The sequence below is a fragment of the Candidatus Binatia bacterium genome, from assembly GCA_035631035.1.
Classification (GTDB): Bacteria; Eisenbacteria; RBG-16-71-46; order SZUA-252; family SZUA-252; genus DASQJL01.
This window is the reverse complement of record DASQJL010000021.1, coordinates 1-18,225: the sequence shown is the minus strand read 5'-3', so window position 1 is coordinate 18,225 and position 18,225 is coordinate 1. Positions and strand designations below refer to the sequence as shown.

General features: G+C 68.7%; 20 protein-coding genes. 9 read left to right on the top strand and 11 right to left on the bottom strand.

Going from position 1 to position 18,225, the window contains the following annotated elements; genetic code table 11:
• From VE326_02210 to mutT, 7 genes are all read left to right on the top strand, one after another.
• Positions 1 to 268 (top strand): TonB-dependent receptor (locus tag VE326_02210; protein ID HYJ32011.1); only part of this gene is annotated, 268 nt, incomplete at its 5' end.
• Positions 265 to 852: a YfiR family protein gene (locus VE326_02205; protein HYJ32010.1), complete on the top strand. Its 588-nt coding sequence runs from the start codon at positions 265 to 267 to the stop codon at positions 850 to 852. The genes VE326_02210 and VE326_02205, both read left to right, overlap by 4 nt.
• Entirely contained in the window at positions 849 to 2,489 is a 1,641-nt protein-coding gene (locus VE326_02200; protein ID HYJ32009.1) for an ATP-binding protein, read from the top strand. Before VE326_02205 ends, VE326_02200 begins: the two co-directional genes overlap by 4 nt.
• Positions 2,486 to 3,262, top strand: coding sequence for a dienelactone hydrolase family protein (locus tag VE326_02195; protein ID HYJ32008.1), 777 nt, complete (start codon positions 2,486 to 2,488; stop codon positions 3,260 to 3,262). The genes VE326_02200 and VE326_02195 overlap by 4 nt, the downstream gene beginning before the upstream one ends.
• A 124-nt stretch (positions 3,263 to 3,386) precedes the next feature.
• On the top strand, positions 3,387 to 5,105 hold the full coding sequence (locus VE326_02190; protein HYJ32007.1) for a radical SAM protein: 1,719 nt from the start codon (positions 3,387 to 3,389) through the stop codon (positions 5,103 to 5,105).
• 102 nt (positions 5,106 to 5,207) lie between these two features.
• On the top strand, positions 5,208 to 5,654 hold the full coding sequence (locus VE326_02185; protein HYJ32006.1) for a response regulator: 447 nt from the start codon (positions 5,208 to 5,210) through the stop codon (positions 5,652 to 5,654).
• Positions 5,644 to 6,090: an 8-oxo-dGTP diphosphatase MutT gene (mutT, locus tag VE326_02180; GenBank protein ID HYJ32005.1), complete on the top strand. Its 447-nt coding sequence runs from the start codon at positions 5,644 to 5,646 to the stop codon at positions 6,088 to 6,090. The genes VE326_02185 and mutT overlap by 11 nt, the downstream gene beginning before the upstream one ends.
• Positions 6,091 to 6,319: 229 nt before the next feature.
• Here the strand turns inward: mutT and VE326_02175 are convergent, their stop codons facing one another.
• Complete coding sequence (locus tag VE326_02175) at positions 6,320 to 6,982, bottom strand: YceI family protein (protein ID HYJ32004.1); 663 nt, start codon at positions 6,980 to 6,982, stop codon at positions 6,320 to 6,322.
• A 240-nt stretch (positions 6,983 to 7,222) separates the two neighbouring features.
• On the opposite strand from VE326_02175, the gene trxB reads away from it, so the two are divergent.
• Positions 7,223 to 8,203 carry a thioredoxin-disulfide reductase gene (gene trxB / locus VE326_02170; GenBank protein HYJ32003.1) on the top strand — a complete coding sequence of 327 codons (981 nt, stop codon included), beginning with the start codon at positions 7,223 to 7,225 and terminating at the stop codon, positions 8,201 to 8,203.
• Positions 8,200 to 9,897: an electron transfer flavoprotein-ubiquinone oxidoreductase gene (locus VE326_02165; protein ID HYJ32002.1), complete on the top strand. Its 1,698-nt coding sequence runs from the start codon at positions 8,200 to 8,202 to the stop codon at positions 9,895 to 9,897. Before trxB ends, VE326_02165 begins: the two co-directional genes overlap by 4 nt.
• A gap of 288 nt (positions 9,898 to 10,185) precedes the next feature.
• On the opposite strand, the gene VE326_02160 is transcribed toward VE326_02165, so the two are convergent.
• The 10 genes from VE326_02160 to VE326_02115 form a co-directional block, all read right to left on the bottom strand.
• Entirely contained in the window at positions 10,186 to 10,524 is a 339-nt protein-coding gene (locus VE326_02160; protein HYJ32001.1) for a rhodanese-like domain-containing protein, read from the bottom strand.
• A 143-nt stretch (positions 10,525 to 10,667) separates the two neighbouring features.
• Positions 10,668 to 11,399 (bottom strand): cytochrome c biogenesis protein, encoded by a 732-nt coding sequence (locus VE326_02155; protein HYJ32000.1) that lies wholly within the window; start codon positions 11,397 to 11,399, stop codon positions 10,668 to 10,670.
• A gap of 87 nt (positions 11,400 to 11,486) precedes the next feature.
• Positions 11,487 to 12,158 (bottom strand): heme exporter protein CcmB, encoded by a 672-nt coding sequence (locus VE326_02150; GenBank protein HYJ31999.1) that lies wholly within the window; start codon positions 12,156 to 12,158, stop codon positions 11,487 to 11,489.
• A gap of 61 nt (positions 12,159 to 12,219) precedes the next feature.
• Positions 12,220 to 12,903, bottom strand: a complete 684-nt coding sequence (gene ccmA, locus VE326_02145) for a heme ABC exporter ATP-binding protein CcmA (protein HYJ31998.1) — start codon at positions 12,901 to 12,903, stop codon at positions 12,220 to 12,222.
• Between the two features lie 8 nt (positions 12,904 to 12,911).
• Complete coding sequence (locus tag VE326_02140; GenBank protein ID HYJ31997.1) at positions 12,912 to 14,195, bottom strand: hypothetical protein; 1,284 nt, start codon at positions 14,193 to 14,195, stop codon at positions 12,912 to 12,914.
• Complete coding sequence (locus VE326_02135; protein HYJ31996.1) at positions 14,192 to 14,581, bottom strand: hypothetical protein; 390 nt, start codon at positions 14,579 to 14,581, stop codon at positions 14,192 to 14,194. Before VE326_02135 ends, VE326_02140 begins: the two co-directional genes overlap by 4 nt.
• A 19-nt stretch (positions 14,582 to 14,600) precedes the next feature.
• On the bottom strand, positions 14,601 to 15,113 hold the full coding sequence (locus tag VE326_02130) for a cytochrome c-type biogenesis protein CcmH (protein ID HYJ31995.1): 513 nt from the start codon (positions 15,111 to 15,113) through the stop codon (positions 14,601 to 14,603).
• Positions 15,110 to 17,071: a heme lyase CcmF/NrfE family subunit gene (locus tag VE326_02125; GenBank protein ID HYJ31994.1), complete on the bottom strand. Its 1,962-nt coding sequence runs from the start codon at positions 17,069 to 17,071 to the stop codon at positions 15,110 to 15,112. Before VE326_02125 ends, VE326_02130 begins: the two co-directional genes overlap by 4 nt.
• Positions 17,068 to 17,478, bottom strand: coding sequence for a cytochrome c maturation protein CcmE (locus VE326_02120; protein HYJ31993.1), 411 nt, complete (start codon positions 17,476 to 17,478; stop codon positions 17,068 to 17,070). Before VE326_02120 ends, VE326_02125 begins: the two co-directional genes overlap by 4 nt.
• Positions 17,479 to 17,616: 138 nt before the next feature.
• The coding region (locus tag VE326_02115) for a rhomboid family intramembrane serine protease (protein ID HYJ31992.1) at positions 17,617 to 18,225 on the bottom strand (609 nt) is incomplete at its 5' end.

The following is an 18,225-nucleotide window of genomic DNA, read 5'->3' as shown; positions in this document are numbered from 1 at the left end:
ATGGTGGTCCGCGCGCTCGCTCCTGGATCTCGGCCGCTCGGCCGAGCTCGACGTCACCGTGCGGCGGGTGGGCTCGCTCCCCAGCCCTCGAGTGCCCTCCTACACCGCGGTGGACGCGCGCCTGGGCTGGACGCCGGTCCGTCAGCTCGAGATCGCGGTGGTGGGACGCAATCTGCTGGATGACCGCCATCCCGAATGGGGCAGCGCCGCCGCTCGCGCGGAATTCGAGCGCGAGGGATACGTTCAAGCCACGCTGCATCTCCAATGACCCGTTTCCTCGCGCGCGCCCGGCGCCCCCTGCCGGCGGCGATCGCTTCGGCATGGCTCGTCCTGGGCGCCTTCTGGCCGGCGCCCGCGCCCGCCGCCGAGCCGGCCGCGGTCCAGCTCGAGCGCCGCATCAAGGCCGCCTTCCTCTACAAGTTCTCGGGGTACGTCGACTGGCCGGCCGCCTCCTTCGCCCGTCCCGAGAGCCCGATCGTGATCGGCGTCGCGGGCGACGACCGCCTCGCGACCGAGCTCGCGCAGATGACGACCGACCGAACCACGGCGGGCCATCCGATCCGGGTCCTGCGCCTCGACCGGGACGACTCCCCTCGGGGCGTCCACATTCTCTTCGTCACGGGGACCGAGTCGGACCGCGTGAAGGAGTGGGCCGACTCCCTGCGCGGAGCGCCCGTCCTGCTCGTGACCGACGCGCCGGGCGCCCTCGAGCACGGCAGCATGATCAACTTCGTCGCGAGCGAGGGGCGCATCCGCTTCGAGGTCGCGCTCGGGCCGGCGCTGGGGTGCGGCCTCAAGCTGAGCTCGGGCCTTCTGGCCGTCGCCAAGACCGTCCTCCCGGCCTCCCAGTGACCCTCCCTACCATCGACCGCTCCATCCGCCTTCGCGTCATGTTCCTCATGATCGCCACCACCTTCGTGGCGCTCCTGGTCACCGCGATCTCGCTCGTGCTGTACGACATCTCGTACTACCGGAACGCGTGGCTCTCCGACTTGACCACGCAGGCGAACCTGGTCGGGCGCGCCAGCGCCCCCGCGCTCGCGTTCGACGACTCCGCGGCCGCGGCCAAGAATCTGGAGCTTCTCGCCGTCCGCCCCCGCATCGTGGCGGCCGCGCTCTACGCGCGGCAGGGGGGCCTTGTCGCGCGCTACGTCCGCCCGGACGAGGACTTCGCCCCGTTCCCCTCGGGAGCGCCAGCCGACGGATATCGCATCCAGAACGCCCGCGTCTGGATGGTGCAGCCGGTCTCCGATCCCACGGGCCGTGTCGGCACCGTCTACATCGAGGCGAAATACGAGCTCTCGCGGCGCGTCTGGAGCTACCTCGCGATCATCGGGATGGTGCTCGCCCTGAGCCTCCTCGTGGCCGGCGTTCTCTCCTACCGACTGCAGGCCACGTTCACGGGGCCGCTCCTCGCCATGACCGACGTCTCGCACCAGGTCCAGTCCAAGCGCGACTACTCCCTGCGCGTGAAGAAGACCACGCGGGACGAGATCGGGGATCTGGTCGACACGTTCAACGGCATGCTGGAAGAGGTGGGCCAGAGGACGCGGGCGCTCGAGGAATCGAACCGATCGCTCCAGCACGAGATGACCGTGCGGCACGAGGCGGAGCAGGCGCTCCGCGCGGCGGATCAGCGGAAGGACGAGTTCCTCGCCACGCTCGCCCACGAGCTGCGCAACCCGCTCGCGCCGATCCGGAACGCGCTGGAGCTCCTCCGCCGCCGCCCCGACGACCCCGAGGTCTCGGGCACCGCCCGCGACATCATGGAGCGTCAGCTCCGGCAGCTCGTGCGGCTGGTGGACGATCTCCTCGACGTCTCGCGCATCACGCGCGGGAGCCTGACGCTCCGCCGCGAGCCGGTCGCGCTGGAGCGCGTGATCCAGAACGCGCTCGACGTCGCGCAGCCGCTCATCGAAGGGCGGGGCCAGCGCTTCATCGTCTCCCTGCCCGGTCATCCGGTCGTCCTGGACGCGGACCTGGCGCGGCTCTCGCAGGCGATCCTCAATCTGCTCGACAACGCGGCGAAGTTCACGCCGCAGGGGGGGACCGTCTCGCTGGAGGCGCGCGAGGAGGAGGGCGCGCTGGTCCTGGCCATTTCCGACAACGGCGTCGGGATCCCGCGCGAGAAGCTCCCCGAGATCTTCGAGATGTTCGCCCAGCTCGACCGGACGCACGAGCGGCCCTACTCGGGGCTCGGCGTCGGGCTCTCGCTGGCCCGCCGTCTCGTCGAGCTGCACGGAGGCACCCTGGCGGCCGAGAGCCAGGGAGCCGGACGCGGAAGCCGTTTCACGATCCGGCTGCCGGTCCTGCCCGCGCCGGCCGCGGACGGCTTCGCGCCGGCGCGGGACGAGAGCGAGCCGCCGGCCGGGGGCGACGAGGCCCGATCCAACGGCGCGGCCGGTCGCGCGACCGCCTTGGACCCGCTATCCTCATCCCACGTCGAAGCGGAACCCACCGAACGCAAACCCGGAGGCGCATCCCCATGAAGCGACTGATCGCCATCGCCGCGCTGGCGCTCCTTTCCATGGCTCCGGCCATGTCTCGCGCGGGCATGATCACGTTGACGCAGGGATCGACCAAGGTGAAGGGCTACCTCGCCCTCCCCTCGGGCGAGGGAACGCATCCCGCGATCGTCGTCATCCACGAGTGGTGGGGGCTCAACGACTGGGTGAAGCAGCAGTCCGACCGCCTCGCCCAGGAGGGCTACGTCGCCCTGGCCGTGGATCTCTATCACGGCCAGGTCGCAAAGGACGACGAGACCGCGCATCAGCTCATGAGCGGGCTGGACGAGAACGAAGCGATGAACACCCTGCGCGCCGCGACCGACTTCCTGCGCGGACGATCGGATGTCCGCGCGAACGCGATCGGCGTGATCGGCTGGTGCATGGGCGGGCGCTACTCGATCCGGCTCGCGGCCGCGGATCCCGGCATCCGCGCCTGCGTCATGTACTACGGCACCCCGCTCTCCGACCCCGCGGCGATCCACGGGCTCCAGGCGGCGGTCCTCGGCAACTTCGGCGGCGAGGACAAGGGCCCCGCGCCCGACCAGGTCCGGGCGTTCGAGAAGGCGCTGAAGAGGGCCGGCAAGCGCGTGGACTTCAAGATCTATCCCGGCGCGCCCCACGCCTTCGCCAACGAGCACAACCCGTGGGGCGGCTATCGCGAGGCCGCGGCGAAGGACGCCTGGCTCCGGACGAAGGCCTTTCTCCGGAGGGAGCTCAAGATGGGGTCCCTTCCCCGGCGTTCACGCACCGGCTGAGGCGCAGGTCCGCTGGTACCTAGGTACCATAGAACTTTCCTCGTAAGCTTGCTAGATTTCATGGGTTAGCCGGACGCGCCGGGACCACCTCCCGGCGCGTTTCATCACCGCGAGAGCGCTGCCCATGTCCCTGCCCCGCCACAATCCCTGCGAGCTGGAAATCGACCTCTTCTGCAACGGCGCGCGGCTGGACCCCTCCTGCACGCTGGAGGAGGATGCCCGCCGCGTCGCCAGGACGCGCGCGGGGCTGGGGTCGGGGCTGGAGATCGTGATCCCCGGAAGGCTCAAGGACATCTGGATGAACGTCCCGGTCGAGGAGGACTTCGCCGCCTCCTCGCCCTACGTGATCGGACGCGATGCCGGCGGCTACCACGCCCACGACACGCGCACCGGCTACGTCTATCCCATCCGCATTCCCGAAGAGCCGGCGTGGTACGGGCGGCGCACGGCGCGCGGCACCGAGATGTCCAAGGTGGGCGTGCTGCAGGGCACCTATCTCGGCATCTACATCGCCAACTCGTGCCTCTTCTGGTATTCCGATCCGCCGCAGAACTGCCGCTTCTGCACCACCGGCTCCAACGTGGGCGTGAACGAGGTGGCGCAGAAGGACGTGGCCGACGTGATCGAGGTCGCCCGCGCGGCGAAGGAGGAGTCGGGCGTCACGTTCGTGCACCTGAACAGCGGGCACCAGGCGGGGCGCGACCTCGCGCTGGCCGAGCCGTACGTGCGCGCGCTCAAGGAAGAGGTTGGCGTGCTGGTGGGCGTGCAGCTCATGCCCTCGAAGGATCTCCGCCAGTACGACCGGCTCGTGGAGATGGGCGTCGATCACTTCTCCTTCTGCTACGAGTTCCACTCGCCGGAGGCGTTCGCGCGCTACCTGCCCGGAAAGGAGCGCTGGTTCGGACAGAAGGCGTTCTTCGAGGCGATGGAGCACTGCGCCAACCTGCTCGGCAAGGGCGCGGTCTCGGGGGAGATCATCGCCGGCGTCGAGCCGGTCGTCGACACGATGCGGGCGATCGACTACATCACCGGCATCGGCGCCTTTCCCACGGTCTGCATCTTCCGTCCCGTGATCGGAGCGGAAATGGAACGCCACCCTTCGCCCCGCTACGAAGACATGCGCGCGGTGTTCGAGCACGTGTACGAGGCGTGCCGGAAGAATCGGATTCCGATCGGCGCCGCGCCCAACATCGAAGTGAGCCTGGTCGTCCAGCCCGACGACACGCGCTACCTGGCGCGGCCGGGCATGGCGGCCTGGACCTACGAGTCCTTCCTGGCGGCGGCGCGCGTGGGCGCGATGCCGCTCTTCGCCCGGAAGTCACGGAAAGGCCCGCGAGGGGCGGCGGCTGCGGCACCCCAGGCCGCGCCGCTGCCTCAGCAGGCCGTCGACGTCTCGACGGGGGCCGGTGGAAATGGCGCTGCGCACGATTCGGACCCGGCGCAGGCAGCCGCGGCGCCGCTGACCGCCGTCGCGACGCCGTCTCCCGAGCCGATCGCGACGGTCTTCGCGCGGCTTCGCCACGCCGCGGCGGAGACATCCCGGCCCTTCCGCCTGGAAGAGCGCGGCGGCGTCCTGGACGTGGCTCCCCCGAATCGGGAGCGCTGCCGCATGAAGGTCTTCCGTCCCCGCGAGGGGAAGGACCGGCTCTGCGCCTTCTTCTACAAGGAGAGCAACCTCGGCTGGAGCCGCGACCGCTACTCCTACGGCGCCGTGGAGTTCCTCCCCGCGCAGGTAACCGAAACGGACATGCGCACCTGGCTCGATTGGCTCGACGGCGGCTTCGACCCCGACCGCCGCCCTCCCCGGCTCAAGAAGGCGTTCCTCTACTCCATCCCCGACTGAGAGCGCCGGCGCCCGGCCCGCCGGGGGTCCATCCGCGGGCTCGTACGGCCCTACCCGCCGCCCCGCATTGACCGGACTGAGTCGAACAGGCACACTATTCGTATGAAGACTGCACGGAAGCGGCTCCTGATCGTGGACGATGACCGGGATGCCCTCGCCAGCCTCAAGCTGTTACTGGAAACGAGCTATGACGTCTGCCTCTCCGACAGCGGGGTCCAGGCGCTGACCGAAATCAACGGGGGCTTCTACCCCGACGCCGTGTTGCTGGATCTGATGATGCCCACGATGGACGGCATCGAGTTCGCCCGGGAGATGGCGCGCGTGGGCGTGAAGGCGCCCATTCTCGTGATCTCCGCCGACCCCGAGGCCGAGCGGAAGGGCCGCGAGATCGGGGACGTCGAGGTGCTGCGAAAGCCGTTCACGTACGAGCAGCTCAAGACGAAGCTCGAGCGCGTACTGCAGGGACGCGGGACCCCGCGGTCGGGGGGCGGGCCCGGATTCCTTCGGGGACTGTTCATCCTGGTGCCTTCGCGGCTCGGTGGCGCGTAACCCGGCGGGGCGAAGCCCGCAGGTGCGGCTCTACGAGGTCGCGGCGGGCATCCTCGTCGCCGGCGACCGCGTGCTGATCGCGCGCCGCCAGGAGCGCGATCACCAGGGCGGACGGTGGGAGTTCCCCGGCGGCAAGCGCCACACCGGCGAGACGGTCGAGCAGTGCCTGCGGCGGGAGATGCTCGAGGAGATCGGGCTCGACGTCCAGGTGGGGCCGCTGTGGCGCGCCCTCACCCACGTCTACCCCGACCGCCGCGTCAGCATCTACTTCCACCTCTGCACGTCGCACACGGGGACCCCGGTCGCCATCGAGTGCGACGAGATCCGATGGGTGCTCCCCGCGGAGCTGACGGCGCTTCCCTTCGTCGAGGGCGACCTGGTCGTCCTCCCCGATCTCGCGCGCGAGCTGGCCGAGCGCTTCCCGACACCGGCGTAGCGCCGGCTCGCCGCTCTATCCCGACGCCAGCGCAGCGCCGCCTCGCCGTCCCCATCCCGACGCCGGCGCAGCGCCGGCCCCCAAAAAGAAGCGAGCTGCGGCCACGCGCCCTCGGCGCGTCGCGTCAGCTCGCTGGATTGCGTTTCTTGGATTCGTTCGACGCGCGATCGATTCGCCGAAATCGGCCGTTCGCGCGCCGCGGTTCGCGCGCCGGGTGGCGCGCCCCCCGCTACTTCGCGTTCGCCTCCGTCTTCTTCTCGTCGCCCTTGCTGCCGGCTTCCGCCTTCTTCCCGCCGCCCGCGGGCTCCGTCGCGCCCTCGATGGCGAGCCGGATCTCGACGTCGTCCCCGAGCATGGTGCCCTGGTCCACGACCTTGTTCCAGATGATCCCGAAATCCTTCCGGTCCACCTTGGTCGAGGCCTCGAACCCTGCGCGCTGGCCGCCCATCGCGGGCCCCGCGCCGAGGAACTCACCCTCGAGCGTGACAGGCTTCGTGACGCCGTGCATCGTGAGGTTCCCCTCGATCTTCAGCTTCGAGCCGTCCGCCGTCACCTTGGTGCTCTCGAACGTCAGCGTCGGATACTTGGCCACGTCGAAGAAGTCCGGCGAGCGGAGATGCCCGTCGCGTCGATCGTTCGAGGTGTTGATGCTCGCCGCGTCGATCTCGGCCTTCGCGGAGCTGGCCCCCGGGTTCGCCGGATCGTAGACGACCGAGCCGGAGAACTTGGTGAACGAGCCGGTCACCTTGCTGAAGAAGTGGCGGATGGTGAAGGTCACGTTCGAGTGGTTCGGGTCGATCGTCCAGGTGGTCGGCGCCGCTTGGGCGGCCGTCGATACGAGCAACGCCGCGGCGAACAGCGAGGCGGCGAGAGAAGCTCTGCGCGCGAACATCGGGGTGTACCTCCGTGGTTGGAATGCGAGAGGGGCGCGGGGAGACGCCCCCCTGCCGCCGCGCGGCTGCCGGGATGCTACCAAGGTCCCGGGGTCACCCGCGGCTCCCAGAGTTGATCGGCCGTCGCGGTTTGCCTACTATCGCGTGGACCCACACTTGGATGCGGCCGTGTCGAGCCCGATTCCGGCGGCGAACCGCGTGCGTACGCATCTAAACCCTTACGAGGACGGTGTGTTCCCATGACCGGTAGCCGCAATCTCATCATTCTGGGCTCGGGCGCGGCTGGCCTGACGGCGGCGATCTATGCCGCGCGGGCCAACCTGGCTCCGCTTTTGATTGAGGGGATCCAGCCCGGCGGCCAGCTCACGATGACGACGGAAGTCGAGAATTTCCCCGGCTTCCGGGACGGGATCATGGGCCCGGCGCTGATGACCGAGATGCGGGCGCAGGCGGAGCGCTTCGGGACCGACTTCGTCCAGGCCACCGTCGAATCGCTGGACCTGGCCGCCCGCCCCTTCCGCGTCACGGCCGACGGCGTCACGTACACCGCGCGCGCGCTCATCATCGCGACCGGCGCCTCGGCCAAGCTCCTCGGCATCCCGTCCGAGGCGCTGCTCATGGGCCACGGCGTTTCCGCCTGCGCGACGTGCGACGGCTTCTTCTTCAAGGGGAAGCGCGTGATCGTCGTGGGCGGCGGCGACACCGCCATGGAAGAGGGGACGTTCCTGACCAAGTTCGCCACGCACGTGACCATCGTGCACCGTCGCGACGAGCTCCGCGCCTCGAAGATCATGCAGGAGCGCGCCATGGCGAATCCCAAGATCTCCTTCATCTGGGACTCGGAGATCGAGGAGGTGCTGGGGAGCGACGTGGGACACGTCGTGGGCGTCCGCCTCCGCAATCTGAAAACGGGCAAGCTCACGGAGGTGGCGACCGACGGCGTCTTCATCGGAATCGGCCACCGCCCCAACACCGAGATCGTCGAGGGTCAGCTCGAGCTGCATCCCAACGGATACATCAAGACGCACGGCGGCACCCGGACCAGCGTGCCCGGCGTCTTCGCCGCGGGCGACGTGCAGGACCACGTCTACCGACAGGCGATCACCGCGGCGGGCACGGGATGCATGGCCGCGCTGGACGCCGAGCGGTACCTGGAAGCGCTGAGCCACGGCCATCCCGAGGCGGGGGCCGCGGCGTCGGCGAAGGTTCCCTCGGCGTGAACGACGCCCAGCGCGACGTCCTCGAGGTCGACGTGGTCTTCGTGGGCGGCGGGCCCGCGGGCCTCGCCGGCGCGCTCCGCCTGACGCAGCTGGTCGCCGAGCGCAACGCCGCGGCCGCCGCGGGGTCGGGCGAGCCGCCGCTGGGCGAGGTCTCGATCGCCGTGCTCGAGAAGGCCTCCGAGATCGGCGCCCACGGCATCTCCGGCTGCATTCTCGACCCCCGCGCCCTGCGCGAGCTGGTCCCCGACTATCGCGAGAAGAACGCCCCCCTGGAGTCGGACGTCACCGGCGACGATCTCTACTACTTCACGAAGTCGGGCGCGATCCGATTCCCCATGCTGCCGCCGCCGCTCCAGAACCACGGCAATCACATCGTCTCGCTCGGGGATTTCGAGAAGTGGCTCGGCGGCCTGGTCGAGGCGGCCGGCGCCTACGTGCTCCCCAACATGGCCGCGGTCGAAGGGCTGTTCGAGGACGGCCAGATGGTGGGCGTGCGCACCGGCGACAAGGGGATCGACAAGAACGGAGCGCGGAAGCCGAATTTCGAGCCCGGCTCCGACATCCGCGCCAAGGTGACGGTCCTCTGCGAGGGCGCGCGCGGTTCCCTGACGAAGCGCCTGACGCCGCAGCTCCTGCTGGACGAGGGCCGCGCGCCGCAGATCTACGCCACCGGCATCAAGGAGGTCTGGCAGATGCCGGCCGGGCGCGTGGAGAAGGGGCGCGTCATTCACACGATGGGCGCGCCGCTCGATGCGCGCACGTTCGGCGGCGGCTTCGTCTACGGCATGGACCACGACCGCTGGGCCGTCGGCTTCGTGGTGGGGCTGGACTACTGGAATCCGCTCACCGATCCCCATGGACTGTTCCAGGACTACAAGCGCCATCCGATGATCGCGCGGCTTCTCGAGGGGGGAACCATTCTCTCCTACGGCGCGAAAGCGATCTCCGAGGGCGGCTGGTATTCGGTGCCGCGGCTGTCGTGGCCGGGCGGGCTGCTCGCCGGCGAGAGCGCGGCGCTGCTGAACTCGCAGCGCCTGAAGGGCGTGCACCTTGGCATGAAGTCGGGGATGCTCGCCGCCGAGACCGCGTTCGACGCGCTTGTCGCCGGGCGCTTCGACGCCGAGGCGATGCGCGCGTACGATCTCCGGATCGAGGGCTCGTGGGTGCGGCAGGAGCTCTGGGGCGTGCGGAACTTCCACCAGGGATTCGAGCGCGGGCTCTGGATGGGGATGGCCGACGCCGGGCTTCAGCTGGTGACCGGCGGGCTCGGGTTCGGCAATCGCCCGCGGTGGAAGCCGGGTCCGATGCACATGGAGAAATTGAAGGAGGCCGGGGTCGCGCCGTTGTCGCTGGAAGAGACCCAGCGCCGCTACGACAACGCGAAGACCTTCACCAAGGTGAACGACGTCTACTACTCCGGCACCAAGCACGACGAGGACCAGCCCGCGCATCTCCTGGTGCAGGACCGCACGATCTGCGCGACCCGCTGCAAGGAGGAGTACGGCAACCCCTGCCAGCACTTCTGCCCCGCCAACGTCTACGAGATGGAGCCCGCCCCCGAGGGCGGCATTCGCCTGAAGCTGAACCCCTCGAACTGCGTCCACTGCAAGACCTGCGACATCGCCGACCCCTACGGCATCATCACCTGGGTTCCCCCCGAAGGCGGCGGCGGCCCGAATTATCAGCATTTGTAGCGCTGGAGACACCGGGATTGCGAACGTGCAGTGCGGATCAACTTGCGCTGGCGCAAGTGGTGCGACTCAACTTGCGCTGGCGCAAGTGGTGCGGGGCAACTTGCGCTGGTGCAAGTTTACTTAAATATTAACTCGCCCACGAGTTGGGTCTGCTGGGAACCGATTCCGGAGCCGTCCGGCCCCGGAGCTACCCGCGCTGGCGCGTGTGAAATCGACGACGATTGTCGCAGGTCGCAGACACTGAAGATTCTCGCGAGAGACTCTACGTCGCTGGCACAGCGAGGAGAATCAATACTTCGGCACGGTGGGATCGACGAGCTCGCTCCACGCTTCGATACCGCCGGTCATGCTCCGCACCTTCCGAAAGCCGTTCTCCCACAACAACAGGCAGGCGTCGACGCTGCGTTCGCCGACGTGGCAGTAGGCGACGATCTCCTGATGCGGATCGAGCTCGTTGAGGCGCAGGCCCAGCTCGTCGAGGGGCATGTGGATCGCGCCTTCCAGGTGTGCCACTTCCCACTCCCAGTCGTCCCGCACGTCGAGGAGGATGACGGCGTCGTCGCCATCCTCGATCATCTCGCGCACCAGCTCGGGTGAGATTTCGAATTCCTGGAAGTGGTCGCGCACGTCGGTCTCAGTCGCGCGCGCGGCGGAGGCGCTGGCGGAGCCAGAGGAAGTAGACCGACCAGATCACGACGACGGCCACGTAGGCGATGATCGCGTAGTTCACGCGGATACCCTCCCGCCGCTCCTGCCGCCCTGGCGAGCGCTCATGCCGACACCCTCCCCCCGCCGGACGGGTCGCGGCCGTGCCGGGCCAGGCCCGGCGCCATCTCGTTCTCCCGCTCCATCGCCGCCTCGCGCGCCCATTCCAGCCGGAGCCGCGAGACGAACGCCGCGGCCAGGAAGACGATCCAGGCGAGCATCGATTCGAGCAAGGTGGCGCGCATGTCGCCCGTCATGGTGACCTTCTGCGGATGCAGCGATCCGCGCCACCACTGGATCGACATCCAGACGACCGGGAGGTTCACGAACAGCACGACGCCGAGGATCGACGACACCGTGCGCTTGGCTCCGGAGTGCAAGGATGCCCGCACCACGTGGTAGCCGGCGTACAGGATCCAGAGGATCAGGAACGTGGTGAGACGGGGCTCCCAGGTCCACCAGGTGTTCCAGGCCGACCGGGCCCAGAGGGGTCCGGTCACCATCACGACCGTCGCGAAGACCAGCCCCAGCTCGCACGCCGAGGCCGCCATCGCGTCCCACACCCAGCTCTTCGTCGTGAGATAGGCGATGCTGCAGGCGAACGTGAACCCGAACGCGAGCAGCGTGGCGATCGCGCTCGGCACGTGGACGTAGACGATCTTCTGCACCGGTCCCATCTGCGCTTCGATGGGAGCCTTGGAGAGGATCATCCACGCCGACACCGCGAGCAGCAGGAACGCCGCGCCCCAGAGCGCGCGTCCCAGGGGCCGCCACCAGGACGGATCGTTCGCGTTCATTCGCCTGCCTCCATGGCTCCCGCCCGGCTCGACTCCAGATCCGCCCCAACCCCGCTCATTCGCTCGCCCCCATTGCGCCAACCCCGCTCATTCGCTCGCCTCCTGGATCAATTCGTACAGGAACGCCGCCAGGGCCAGCCCCAGCACGTCCGACACCGCCATCACCTTGAGCCAGTCCTGGACCGGCGCCGCGGTTCCCTCCGCCCACAACGAGTGGGTGATCTTGACGGCGCCGATCCAGAGCGGGACCAACGACGGAAAGAGCAGGACCGAGAGCAGGAGCTCGCGCGCCTTGAGTCCCCGCGCCAGCGCGGCGAAGAGGGTGCCCCACGCAGCATACCCGACCACTCCCAGCGCGGCAACGCCGAGCACCCCGGGGAGCACGCGCAGGTTGCCCACGTCGAAGAAGACCGACACGATCGGGAGCACCAGGACGAAGACGCCGCCGAGGATGAGGATGTTGGCGATCGTCTTCCCGAGATAGATGGCGTAGGGGTCGGCGCCGGTCAGGCGCATCGCGTCGCCCCCTCCCGATTCCGCCTCCAGGTCGAGCGAGCGCGTCAGCCCCAGCACGCCGGCGAAGAAGAGCGCCGCCCAGAGGGTCGCGCTGGCCTCGCGCGCCGGGTCCTTGAAGATCGGCCCGAACGCCACGCTCAGGATCAGCACGAGGGAGGCGCTGAAGAGAAGAAGCGTGGCCACGAAGCGCGCGTCCCGCGCATAGAGCCGGAGATCCTTCATCGCGACGGCCAGGAAGCTCACGCCGCCACCTCGCCGCTGGCCCCGAGCCCAGGGCGCCCGCTCCTGCCACGTGCCCCTTCGCTCACGTCCCCTCCTCCACGACCCGCCCCTCCTGCATCAGGCAGAGCCTGGTCCGGAGCGCCCCCAGGCGCTCGCGATCGTGGGAGATGATCATCGTCGCCGCCCCCCGGTCGCGGGCCTCGCCGATCAGCCCGTTCAGCTCCGCGGTGCCGTCGTCGTCGAGCGCGGTGTAGGGCTCGTCCAGCAGCAACAGCCGCGGCTCGCCCAGGAAGGCCCGGGCGAGCGACACCCGCTGGAGCATCCCGCGGGAGAAGCGCTCGACGGGAATCCTGGCGAAGGCGCCCATCCCCAGCCGCTCCAATAGCTCCAGCGCTCGCTCGTCCGGCCGGCGCACGCCGGTCAGCTTCCCGAACAGGCTCAGGTTCTCGAGAGGGGTCAGCCCCAGGTAGAGCAAGGGGCGGTGCGAGGCGAAGCCCATCGCCCGCCGCGCCTCGCGGCGCGACTTCTTCAGCGGCGCGCCGTCGAACAGGACCTCCCCCTGGTCGGGCTCGAGCAGGGTGGCGAGGATGCGGGCGAGGGTGGTCTTGCCGGAGCCGTTCCGGCCGGCCAGCAGGACGACGTCACCGGCCGCGAGCGCGACCGAGGCGTCCCGGAGGATCCAGCGCGAGTCGAATCGTTTTCGGATGCCCCGAGCGCTGAGAACCGCGCCCGAGGCACCCGAGGACGGGGAAGCCCCTGCGATCACGCCGTGGGTCAGCGGGCCTTGGCGTGCGGCTCGTCGGCGAGGATCGTCTCGAGCCGGCGTTTGAGATTGCCGCGGATCAGCGCATGACTCTCGCGGCTCACGTCGCCGCGCTCGACGCCCTGATCGAGGGCGGCGATGAGATAGAGGTAGGTGTCGGCCATGTCCTGTCCGCCATTCGCCGAAGGCGAATGCCGAGGCTTTGCGGGAGTAATCCCTGCCGCGGCCGTGCCGACGGTCGTCCCCGCCTGCATCCCCGCCGCGGGAGCGGAGGCCACCGCTGTCCCCGGATGACGCGCCACCTGCTCGGCCGTGTGCTTCTCTCGTAAATGCCGCCCGCCGCGCCGCGCGGCGAACCACAGCGCCCCCGCGATCAGGAACGGCGCCGCCAGGAAGGGATAGACCTTGGGATTGGAGAAGAAGCCCGCGCCCCCGATCCGCATCGAGACCTCGGCGCCGACCGGAAGCTCGGAGCCGATGTACATGGCGTAGGTCTTTCCGCCCTGCTCGCGCGTGCCGCCGCTCGCGAGCTGGGTGGATTCGACGTGGAGCTTGGGATCGTCGAGGAGCACCGTCATCTGGCGCGTCGGGAAATAGAGCCGATGCGAGAGATCCATCCGTCCGGAGAGCGGGATCGTGTAGGTGAAGGAGAGCGGCCGCTGTCCCGGCGGGATCGGCCGCATCGACATCATCTCGCGCCCCTGGAGGTGCACCGAGGGCTCGTCCAGTCCCAGGCCCGGCTTGAAGTCCTTCACCGACGCCGGCAGCCCCACCGTCATGCCCGAGGGCATCGCGTGGTTCGCGCCCACGCCCAAATAGGCCGTGTTGGCGTTGTTCTGGAAAATGAGGATCTCGGTGACGTGGAGGCCGTCGTCCTTCCGCTCCACGATCACGTGGTGGTCCTGCACCTTGACCGCGGCGAAGTCCTTCCCCACGTCGTAGACCTGCATGTCCTGCGACGCGGCGCCGTTCTGGATCGCGAGCGGGCCCTCGGTATAGAAGGCGCCCTCGTACTCGGTGGAGAGGTAGTACTCGAGCCCCGCGCCGTCCGTGATGCCGGTGAAGCGGAAGCCCCCCTCCGGATCGGAGGGGACCGTGCCGCCCGGAAGCTCCTCGTTCCCGCGCACGACGTGGATCGAAACCGGCGCGCCCTTGACCGGCGCGCGCTCCGCGCCCTTCAGCACGTGCCCGGTGATCGTGACGGCCCACGCCGGCATGGCGAGCAGCGCCAGGACCAGAGCCAGGAGCAGCATGGCGGCCGGAAGCGCGAGAATCCTCAGGGTCTGCTTCGTCATGACCGGTTCACCTCGATCGCCGCGGGACGGGCCCGCTTGTACTCTTCGATCATCCGCTCCACGCGGTCCCCTCCTTCGATCACCGTCGGCTTGATCCCGCGCCGCGGACCGCCCAGTCGGTCCTCTTCGGCGAGCACGGCGAGCACTTCGCCCATCGTCTCCTCCCGCATGCGGGCGTGATCCTCGGGGGAGATCTTGCCGGAGTCCTTGTCGAAATCGAGATCGAGGAGCTGGCTGTAGAGACGCCCCTTCTTCTCGGCGATCGAGCGGCGGGCAGAGGCGTCGGGCGCCTCGATGTGGGACCGCTGCCCCCGGTAGAACCAGAGCGGCGAGAGGACGAACAGCGCGACGGCCAGCGCGAGGCAGACCTGAGCGAGAACGATCATAGGCGTGGCGACTCCGTCGTCATTCCTGGAGCCTCCGGTACTCCTCTTCGGCCCGTGCGCGCAGTGCGGCGTCAGGGGCATCGGGGTCGTTGCGGAACGGCGCGCCCGTGCCGTCCGCGGGTGGCGCCGCGGGCGCCGCGAACTGATTCTGGCGGCGCCAGCGGACGAGGACGAACGACGCGATCAGGAGGCCCACCACGGTGGCCACCACGGGCGCCGCCCAGACGAGCAGGTTGAACCCCTTCGCCTTGGGCGCTCCGAGAATGACCTCGCCGTACTGATTGACGAGCGCGGCCTCGATCTGATCCTTGGTCTTCCCTCCCTTGACTTCGGCATCTACGTACGCCCGCATGGCCTTTCCGGTCTCGCACGTGCAGCCGGTGAGGATCTCCCCGCAGGAGCAGGGGCAGATGATGCCGTCGGTGATGGTCTTGGCGGGATCCTTCTTGGCATACGCCGGCGCGCTCAGGGCGCCGGAGAGCAGCATCGAACCCACGAGAAGGCCGAAGAACAGCCGGAGGGCGCGCTTCATCCGCCCAGCTTCTCCTCGCGCCGCAGCCGCATCTTGTCCGTGAGCGCGATGATCGTCCCGAAGACCATGACCACGCCGCCCAGCCAGATGAAGCTGACGAGCGGATTGATGTAGGCCTGGATCGAGACCGAGCCGTCGTCGTTCACGCCGCCGAGGATCATGTAGAGGTCCTCGGAGGGGGTCTGGTGCAGCGCGATCTCGGTCATCGGCTGCTGCGATTTGAAGTACATCGATTTCGCGGGGTGGGCCAGCCCGAGCGACTTGCCGTTCCGGTTCACGTCGAGCACGGCGCGCGTCTGCTGGGCGTTGGCGACCTGCTTCTCCTCGACCCCGCGCAGCGTGAGCGCGTAGGGACCGAGCGAGAGCTTCTCCCCCTCGCGGAGCGGCCCGTGCGCCTCCTTCTGGAACACGGTCGAGCCCAGCACGCCGACGAAGACCAGCACCATGCCCGCGTGCACGATGTAGCCGCCGTAGCGGCGCTTGTTCTTCTGGACCAGGCTCACCACCGCCATCGCGCCCTTGGCCTCGGCCACGTCCTTGCGCGCCTGCAGCCCGCGCGCGAACTCCATGACGATGGTCGAGACGACGAACGCCACGCCGAACACGCAAACGATCGGATAGAGGCCGCGCAGCCCGAAGGGGATCCCGATGACCGCGGCGAGCAGGCCGACGAAGCTGGGGATCACCAGATTCCGCTTCAGCACCGAGGCGGTCGCGCGCTTCCAGGAGAGCACCGGCCCCGCGCCCGTCAGGAGGAGCAGGGCGAGCGCGATCGGCACGTTCACCCGGTTGAAGAAGGGCGCCGAGACCGAGATCTTCGAGCCGGTGACCGCCTCGCTCACCACCGGGAAGATGGTGCCGAGGAAGGTGGCGAAGCAGAGGGCCACGAAGAGCACGTTGTTGAAGAGGAAGGAGCCCTCGCGGCTGACCACCGCGTCCAGCCGGTTCTCGCTCTCCAATAAAGCCTTCCGGTAGAGGATCAGCGCCGCGGCGATGGTGCTCGACAGCAGGATGAACCCCATGAACCAGGGGCCGATGTTCGACTCGGTGAAGGAGTGCACCGAGGTCAGCACTCCCGACCGCGTGAGGAACGTCCCGAAGATGGAGAGCTCGAACGTCAGCACGATCAGCGCCACGTTCCAGGTCTTCAGCATGCCGCGCCGCTGCTCGATCATGACCGAGTGGAGGAACGCCGTCCCCACCAGCCACGGCATCAGCGAGGCGTTCTCGACCGGATCCCAGCCCCAGTAGCCGCCCCATCCCAGCTCGATGTAGGCCCAGCGGGCGCCCATGAGGATGCCGGTGCCGAGGAACATCCAGTTGAAGAGCGTCCAGCGGCGGACCTCCTCGATCCAGCGCGTGCCGGTGCGGTTCATCAGCAGGACCGCGATCCCGAAGGCGAAGGGGATGATGAACCCGACGTACCCCGTATAGAGGATGGGCGGGTGGATCATCATGCCGGGATCCTGGAGCAGCGGGTTCAGCCCGTTGCCGTCCGGCGGCGGCGTGGCGAGCACGCGGAACGGCGAGGAGACGAAGGTGAGCAGGCTGGTGAAGAAGATCATCACGCAGGCCACGACCATCGCCACCGCGTCGTAGAAGGGGTCGAGCCGCTTGCGATAGGCCCAGAGGAACGCGCAGGCGTACGCGCTCAGGATGAGGAGCCAGAGGAGGAGCGAGCCCTCCTGCCCCGCCCAGAGCGAGGAGACCCGGTACATCATCGGCAGATCGCGGCTCGTGTGCTCGGCCACGTAGCGCCAGCTGAAGTCCAGGTTGACGAGCTTGTAGACCAGGAGAACCACGGCGAACAGCGTCAGCCCGCACACCGTCCAGACGGCGCGCCGGCCGCTGCGAAGCGGGCCGGACATGGAGGTGCGGAGCCCGTAGGCGATCGACACCACCGCGTAGCAGGAGGCGATGAACGCCAGGATGACCGAAAGTCTGCCGATCTCGCTCACGTTTTGTCCTTGCCGAGACCCTCGGCCTCGTACTTGGAGGGGCACTTCGTGACCAGCTTGGAGGCGTGCAGCGTGCGCGCCGACTGGTCGTAGGTCCCTTCGACCACCACTTCCCGGCCCTCCCCGAAGGCGTCCGGCATGAGGCCGTCGTAGACCACGCCGATCGCTTCCTTGCCGTCGGTCATCTGAAAGTTAAGCACGGGTATCTTCTGGTTGTAGTCGATCGTCCCCGTCGCCACCTTCCCGTCCAGCCGGAAGCCGCCCTGGGCGGGAGGCTTCTGGAGCTGGGCCAGCTCCGCCACCGACATGTACTGCAGGCCGGTCTGCTTGACCCCGGTCAGCACCAGGTAACTGATCGCGCCGATGATGACCAGCGACACGAGAATGATGCGCAGTCTGCTACTCATTTGTCGTTCCCAGGCTTAGGGGGATGGGTTGGTTGCCTTCCGTGATACCGATTCTGGCAGAAGGTGGGGCCGAGTCAAGCCGCGACGGAGGTATACCCCGGGTACCACTACCTCGGTAGTACCCAATCTGGAGCCGAACTACACCACAACCCTGCGGCGGCGGAAGAGCCGGACCAGGAGGAGTCCCGCCACGAAACCGCCGACGTGGGCGGAAAAGGCGACGCCCCCCTTGTCGGCCACCCCGAAGCTCAGGGCGCTGCTCACGATCTGGATGAGGAACCAGATGCCGATCACCGCGACGGACGGCAACTCCATGACCCGGATGAAGAAACCGAGGGGAACGAGCGTCAGGACACGGGCGCCGGGAAACTCCACGACGTAGGCGGCCAGGACCCCGGCGATGGCGCCCGAGGCGCCCACGGTCGGCAGGCGGGATCCGGGGCCCAGCAGGTAGTGGGCAGCCCCTGCTCCCAGGCCGCAGAGGATATAGAAGAGAAGATAGCGCACGGACCCCATCGAGTCCTCGACATTGTCGCCGAAGATCCAGAGGAACCACATGTTTCCGATCAGGTGCAGCCATCCGCCATGCAGGAACATCGAGGTGAAGAAGGGCGCCGCCAGCTCGCTCCAGGTGGCCTCGCCGGTCGAGAGCCCGTAGCTCACCCGTCCCGGCGTCAGCGCCAGCTGGCTGAAAAACGCCTTCAGTCCCGAGGGTGGCAGCGAGATTTCATAGAGGAAGACGAGGGT

Coding starts and splice junctions, on each gene's coding strand:
- VE326_02120 (HYJ31993.1), bottom strand. CDS start 17,478: ATGAGTAGCAGACTGCGCATCATTCTCGTGTCGCTGGTCATCATCGGC.
- VE326_02135 (HYJ31996.1), bottom strand. CDS start 14,581: ATGATCGTTCTCGCTCAGGTCTGCCTCGCGCTGGCCGTCGCGCTGTTC.
- VE326_02140 (HYJ31997.1), bottom strand. CDS start 14,195: ATGACGAAGCAGACCCTGAGGATTCTCGCGCTTCCGGCCGCCATGCTG.
- VE326_02185 (HYJ32006.1), top strand. CDS start 5,208: ATGAAGACTGCACGGAAGCGGCTCCTGATCGTGGACGATGACCGGGAT.
- VE326_02155 (HYJ32000.1), bottom strand. CDS start 11,399: ATGAACGCGAACGATCCGTCCTGGTGGCGGCCCCTGGGACGCGCGCTC.
- VE326_02130 (HYJ31995.1), bottom strand. CDS start 15,113: ATGAAGCGCGCCCTCCGGCTGTTCTTCGGCCTTCTCGTGGGTTCGATG.
- trxB (HYJ32003.1), top strand. CDS start 7,223: ATGACCGGTAGCCGCAATCTCATCATTCTGGGCTCGGGCGCGGCTGGC.
- VE326_02190 (HYJ32007.1), top strand. CDS start 3,387: ATGTCCCTGCCCCGCCACAATCCCTGCGAGCTGGAAATCGACCTCTTC.
- VE326_02195 (HYJ32008.1), top strand. CDS start 2,486: ATGAAGCGACTGATCGCCATCGCCGCGCTGGCGCTCCTTTCCATGGCT.
- VE326_02175 (HYJ32004.1), bottom strand. CDS start 6,982: ATGTTCGCGCGCAGAGCTTCTCTCGCCGCCTCGCTGTTCGCCGCGGCG.
- VE326_02205 (HYJ32010.1), top strand. CDS start 265: ATGACCCGTTTCCTCGCGCGCGCCCGGCGCCCCCTGCCGGCGGCGATC.